Source organism: Bacillus sp. JJ1764, from assembly GCF_036962145.1.
Lineage (GTDB): Bacteria > Bacillota > Bacilli > Bacillales > Cytobacillaceae > Neobacillus.
Map to the genome: position 1 here is coordinate 33,042 of NZ_JBALNY010000072.1, position 5,946 is coordinate 38,987.

A 5,946-nucleotide genomic window follows, 5' to 3' on the forward strand; every position below is an offset into this window, starting at 1 on the left:
CTGTTCTGTTTTTGGGGGCTTTCCTTTTGTTTTTGTCTTCGGCTTTTGGTGCTGGGGAGGTTCAGGCGAAGGAGGCTGTGGTTGATCTTTATCAGGAGAGAATGAGGTTGTATAGGAAGATGGAGGTTGTGACGCAGATTCCGTGGTATTATTTGGCGGCGATTGATCAGTATGAGCGGAGTGTTCGTCTGGCCCGCCGGGATTTGCCGAAGGCGGAGGGTGCTATTGGGATTTATTTTCGCCCGGAGCAATGGTCGGGGCTTACCAATCCAAATCTTATGGAAGAGAATCCTGCTATTATTCAGTTTTTTAATGGAATCGGCGTTGATGGGAATGGCGACGGTAAGGCAAGCCTTAAGAGTGATGATGATGTGTTGTATTCCTTTGCCCATTATCTTCAGTCCTATGGAGTAGACCATGATAATATTAAAATAGGCTTGTGGAACTATTACCATCGGGATAAAACGGTTGGAATTATTGCCGGGAAGGCAAAAATTTACAAGCATTTCGGACGAATCGATTTGGATAAACAGGTTTTCCCTGTGCCGCTTTACAGCAATCACAGCTATCGCAGCACTTGGGGAGATGCCAGGGGCTGGGGTGGCCGAAGGATTCATGAAGGCACAGATATCTTTGCCGGATATGGTGTCCCTGTCAGAGCTACCTGCTATGGGATCATTGAGATGAAAGGCTGGAACAAATTTGGCGGATGGAGAATTGGAATACGAGACATCAACAACACGTATCACTATTTTGCCCATCTTAGTGGCTTTGCTAGGAATATTATGGTTGGACAAGTCGTAGAGCCAGGCATGGTCATCGGCGGAGTCGGAAGCTCAGGCTACGGGCCACCGGGAACCTCAGGCAAATTCCCTCCACACTTGCACTATGGGATGTATAAGGATAATGGATTGACAGAATGGTCTTTTGACCCCTATCCGCATTTAGCACGATGGAAGTATCTAGAACGAATGGAATTACGAAAAAAGAAATAAAAGCTGCCCGAAATTTCTTGTCCCGCGACCATAACAGCATTTGCCAAGGTCATGGGACAGGAACTTTAGAAATGGGCAGCTTGTTAATTTCCTGATTTTTTTGTTTCCGCTTTCTTCGTTTCTGATTTCTTTTCTGGAATTTGAATGGAAGGTGTAACGCCACCCCCACTATTATAAAATTGCGGCACATCTCCTTCGATTAAGGCACTTCCCACCGGGATGCTTTGCGTTAGCTTAGTAATTTTTGTTGCAAACGGTGTAATGATTTGAACAGAAACTTCAACATGAATCAAAACATCTACCCACGTATTGTTAATTCCCATCTGTTTCGTCTCGATTTTCACATCCGGTTCTACTTCACCAATTGCATGAAATTTCACTGGGATTTTGGGCCCTAAGTTTCCCAGCAGAGAAATATTTGAGGCCTGCCCTAGCGGTACATACCAAACAATGCCGTCCTCTTTGGAAATATTTTCAGTTTCAATTTCCACATCCGTAATTTGCTCTAAGGATGCAATATCTCCACGTTTAGCCGCTTTTAAGTTCTTTTGAATTTGCGCTGTTGTTTCCGCTAAAACCCGATTAATCAAATCTGTATTCAGTTGAGCATTCTGTCCAGAACCATTGCTTCCGGGCAAAATTTCAATGACTTTATTGTTTTCCCCTATATTCGTTGTCCGCTTGGTAATAGCCTTATTAATGACAATGGAGGCTATATTCCGAGTTTCAGACTCTGCATAACGCATCAATGCGGGCTCAATCCCTCTGTTTACCAGCCAGAGGCCAATAGCAGTGGATAAAAGGAAACATACAAATGAGAGCAGCAACACATAACGAAAAGGCAGCGGTCCCCGCTTTCCAAGTCGTCTGCGAAATTTTGCCAATTGAATCACCCCTTCAAGCTATATGTATGCCAAAATAGGGTGAACTTGCCCATTAAATAATAACACTCATAAAGAAAAAGCTTGCCTCTAAGAAGCAAGCTTTAAATCATTTTCAATAATGCATCCCTGCCGATCATGCCTTTGTAAATACCCAGCTCCTCCGCTTCATAGGTCACCGATTCCAGTGGGGCATCCAGCAGCTGGTCAATCGTTCTTACCCCGACTGCCCGGCCGGCGATGATTTTACGGTCCTTTAACTGGTCATTTAGCAATCCGACATCCAAGGCACCGCACATGATATATCCTTTATCATTCGACACAGCCAGCAAAGTTGTTTTTGGCAGTAACACAGAAACAGCCAGAAACGTATGGCCGTTTATTTCAACTGGTGAAAGATTGATCAATTTCCCACGCTCCTTTCCCTACTATCACTTTATGAAAAGGTGGGAATATGCGTGTCTATACAACTGCCTATTGGGTTTTCAACTTCCATTTTAAAATGTCGCGCAAAAACTCCGGCAGGAAATATTTTTTTTGTTTCTTCGGAACAACCTCTTTGAAAAAATGGCCAAAGGTAAACATATCTGGAAGTGCTAAGGAATAGGTTTGGTGCGGATCCAAAGAATTTTGGTTTACAACCCATCCATCTTCACTTAACTCGATACCATCATATACAAAAGATCCAATAACGGTTCCCCGGAAACCTAACCCTTTAAGCTCGCGATGAGTTAACTGTTCATCTTTTGTTTCTTGTAAAATGGACAGTAACTCAGCACCACTTACCTTAATCACACAAGGATTAATCGGATGCGGGCAAACATTTAGCAGGTCAAACTCCGTTACCTCTCCTGATAACGTCCCAAGGAGCAGGCCTCCATTCACAATTGAACAATCTGTCTTGCACCATTCCCTTAAGGCTTGTCCTAAAAAAACAGAGAAATTTGTTTTCTGAAATGGATTTGCCTTTAATGGCGTATCTAAATGCGCAATCGGACTATTTAAAAGCTGCCTGCCGCTATTAAAATAGGACTCAATTATGTCTTCCTCTTTTTCAACAGCAGGCAACTCCAATACGTCATAAAGACAAGCTTTTTTACTCTTGATCATTTTATCTTCGTCCACATGGAGTGTGACTTGGCCAACATAATAACCAAATTTGCCGGCAGCCCCCAGCAATGTTTCTCCAATCAACTTTCCTTCCTTCAGGAAATGATGCGTATGTGCCCCGAGAATCACATCGATCCCCGTAATCTCTTCAGCAATTTGTTCATCATCATGAATACCCAGATGAGACAGCAAAATAATAACATCTGCTTCCTTTTTTAATACCGGCATCCATTTTTTCAACTCCGGTATCGGGTCCGTTACTTTCCAACCAAGTTGCTCATATAAAACTGCAAATTTAGCTGTGAGACCGATTACCCCGATTTTGGTCCCCTTTTTTGTTTGGTAAATCTTATATGGCTTCACCCAGCTTGGCAAGTCTCCGTTTTTTCGAAAAAAATTGGCCACGATTACTTCAAATTTTGCCTCGTCATATAGATGTTCTAAATCCTCATTGGGTAAGTTGACCCCTTCATTGTTTCCAATCGTTACTGCAGTATATTGACACTCATTTAAAAGTTGAATGTTACCTGTTCCCTTTGTTGCTTCTGTAAAGGGATGCCACCGGTCAATAAAATCCCCAATATCAAATAAGAATACATCCTCATTATGATGGATGGTCTCCATCTTCAAAAGTTCCTGTATGCGCGGCCAGTTTTCAAAATGACTGTGCACATCATTTGTATGATAAATATGTATCGTTTCCATGTTTATGATCCCGTCATTCCTTGATAAATTAAGCGAACTCCTACTACGACAAGTATAATTCGAATAATCCAGACAATTGTTTTACTCTTTAATTTTGTATTTAAAAATACCCCGACTTTTGCGCCGATCCACGCACCCGGAATCAATGCCAATGCATACAGCCAATCCACATTCCCCAAGGATATATGAGTAATCGAGCTGAGGATCGAGGTTGGCAAGATCATGAACATTGAAGTTGCCGTGGCCACATGCGGCGGGAAGAAAAATAATAGGATCATTGTGGGTACCATTAACGAGCCGCCGCCAATTCCGAAGATTCCGGACAGAAATCCGACAATGAATGCAATGATTACGCCCACAACAGAATTATAGCCATATTCATAGGTTTTCCCACTGTTGTCTGTAAACGTCCGGTGGATTCCCTTGTCCTTTCGATACGGTATCGGCTTTAATTTATCCCTAACGAGCATAACGATTGATACAAAGATAATAAACAAACCGAAATATAAACTAAATGAATGCAAATTTAATTTCTCGGTTACCCATGCACCGATAATACTCCCCGGACCGCTGCCTATTAAGAAAATCAGGCCGCTTTTGTAATCCACTGTTTTGTGCTTCATATAAGCCAATGTGGATGATAGGCCGGTAAAAATCATTGTAAACAGAGAGGTTCCTACAACCACCTGTGGTGTTAAGGGATGGCTTAGGAATGATAAGGTTGATAAGTACAACAGGGCCGGAACAACAATAATACCACCACCCATGCCAATCAGTGACCCTAAAGAGCTAGCAGCAATCCCAATTAACACTAAAATAATCCATTCCATTTAATCACCTTCTTAAAATAGATCCAGCTGTCTTGGAGCTAGGCATTCGTATTCGATTTGTAACAGCTCCATCATTTGCTTCGCATTGTCAGCGGCATCCCCGCCTGAATTGTTGTTAAATAAAAGATACACATCCGTGCATTGTTTTGCTAATGCTTGGATTTGCACGGCCCATTCATTCAATTCCTTCTGATTATAGCGGTATAGATAGCGAACTTCCCGCCAATCCACACCGGTTCGTTTTTGCCAACCATGGGTGTTGCGGCCATGGAATCTAATGAGGACTTTTTCTTGTGTGGTCGGCTCTAAAATAGTCGGAACCGAGCCCTCTCCAGATTGTGGCTCATCACAAATGCTGTGTATCCAATTTTCTGCTTTCATAAACTCTAGTGTTTTTTGACGGAATATTGGTATGAACCATGATTGATGCCTGAATTCCAGAGCGCAGGGAATATCGCCCATCTCAATCTTACACCATCGCAAATAGTCCACATTTTCACGTCGGCATTCGAACCAAGGAGGGAATTGAAACAGCACCAATGCTAATTTATTTTTCTCTATATATGGCTCTAATGAGTCCTGAAAAGCTTGAAACATTTCTTGTTTTGACTGAAACGGGATCTCACCACGCATATGCCCAGTCATCCCCTGGTAGGCCTTTACAATAAATCGGAAGTTCTCTGGCGTTTCATTGACCCATTTGAATGCATTGCGCTTTGGCTGTATCGCGTAAAACGCCGAATCCACCTCTACTATAGGAAAATGGCCCGCGTACTCCTTTAGTTTATCCTTTGATGATATTTGACCTGGATACAATGAATCGTGATCGCCCCAGCCAGTGACACCAACATAGATCAATAAAACTCACCTCCATTAATTTATAATAGCATAACCAAAATTATTTTTTCCGTTTGAGGTGCTGTTGAGGGACATAACGACCGACACCGAATAAATAAAAAAGACAAACTGATTAAATTTTGGGGAGAATTTGGTAATTTATGTTAAAATGATAGAGGTCTTTAAAATGTATGAGAGGAGATTGCTAAATGAGTCTTTTAGACAACTATCAAACAAGGGTGGAACAAGATTTAGAAAACAATGAGGAACTGATTGATATTTTTGGAGGAAGAACTGCCCCTACGAACTGGGTTATGAAACTGTTACCTGAAATTTCTTGGCTTACAAAGGAAAATATGCCAGTTGTTTTAGCTATTACTAGTCAAAGATTGCTTATTTATAAACAACAAATTAATTCAGAAATACAACTTTCCATTGGGATTCACCGTTCAGATATAACAGAATGTAAAGAAGAGAACGGTGTACTTAACGGAGCCATTCAAATAGCTTTAAAAGACAATCAATCTTTTAAATTTGTTTTAAAAAAGGAGCTAATACCAAATCTCTTAGCTGGACTTAATAATTAAA

Annotated in this window: 7 protein-coding genes; 2 read left to right on the plus strand and 5 right to left on the minus strand. The window is 41.5% G+C overall.

Features of this window, described 5'->3' with window-relative positions; translation table 11 throughout:
* Positions 1 to 5 precede the first annotated feature (5 nt).
* Positions 6 to 995 (plus strand): M23 family metallopeptidase, encoded by a 990-nt coding sequence (locus V7083_RS11880; RefSeq protein ID WP_438823721.1) that lies wholly within the window; start codon positions 6 to 8, stop codon positions 993 to 995.
* 83 nt (positions 996 to 1,078) lie between these two features.
* On the opposite strand, the gene yunB is transcribed toward V7083_RS11880, so the two are convergent.
* The 5 genes from yunB to V7083_RS11905 form a co-directional block, all read right to left on the minus strand.
* Positions 1,079 to 1,888: a sporulation protein YunB gene (gene yunB, locus V7083_RS11885; RefSeq protein WP_435554765.1), complete on the minus strand. Its 810-nt coding sequence runs from the start codon at positions 1,886 to 1,888 to the stop codon at positions 1,079 to 1,081.
* 92 nt (positions 1,889 to 1,980) lie between these two features.
* Positions 1,981 to 2,283 carry a YunC family protein gene (locus V7083_RS11890; protein ID WP_335477924.1) on the minus strand — a complete coding sequence of 101 codons (303 nt, stop codon included), beginning with the start codon at positions 2,281 to 2,283 and terminating at the stop codon, positions 1,981 to 1,983.
* Between the two features lie 67 nt (positions 2,284 to 2,350).
* Entirely contained in the window at positions 2,351 to 3,691 is a 1,341-nt protein-coding gene (locus tag V7083_RS11895) for a bifunctional metallophosphatase/5'-nucleotidase (RefSeq protein WP_335477926.1), read from the minus strand.
* A gap of 2 nt (positions 3,692 to 3,693) precedes the next feature.
* Entirely contained in the window at positions 3,694 to 4,521 is an 828-nt protein-coding gene (locus tag V7083_RS11900; RefSeq protein ID WP_335477928.1) for a sulfite exporter TauE/SafE family protein, read from the minus strand.
* A gap of 12 nt (positions 4,522 to 4,533) precedes the next feature.
* Positions 4,534 to 5,379 (minus strand): DUF72 domain-containing protein, encoded by an 846-nt coding sequence (locus V7083_RS11905; RefSeq protein WP_335477930.1) that lies wholly within the window; start codon positions 5,377 to 5,379, stop codon positions 4,534 to 4,536.
* 188 nt (positions 5,380 to 5,567) lie between these two features.
* On the opposite strand from V7083_RS11905, the gene V7083_RS11910 reads away from it, so the two are divergent.
* Positions 5,568 to 5,945, plus strand: coding sequence for a hypothetical protein (locus V7083_RS11910; RefSeq protein WP_335477932.1), 378 nt, complete (start codon positions 5,568 to 5,570; stop codon positions 5,943 to 5,945).
* Position 5,946: the final 1 nt, after the last annotated feature.

What these genes read in the sequence shown, in the direction of transcription:
- V7083_RS11900 (WP_335477928.1), bottom strand. Translation starts at nt 4,521, where the DNA reads ATGGAATGGATTATTTTAGTGTTAATTGGGATTGCTGCTAGCTCTTTA.
- V7083_RS11910 (WP_335477932.1), top strand. Translation starts at nt 5,568, where the DNA reads ATGAGTCTTTTAGACAACTATCAAACAAGGGTGGAACAAGATTTAGAA.
- V7083_RS11895 (WP_335477926.1), bottom strand. Translation starts at nt 3,691, where the DNA reads ATGGAAACGATACATATTTATCATACAAATGATGTGCACAGTCATTTT.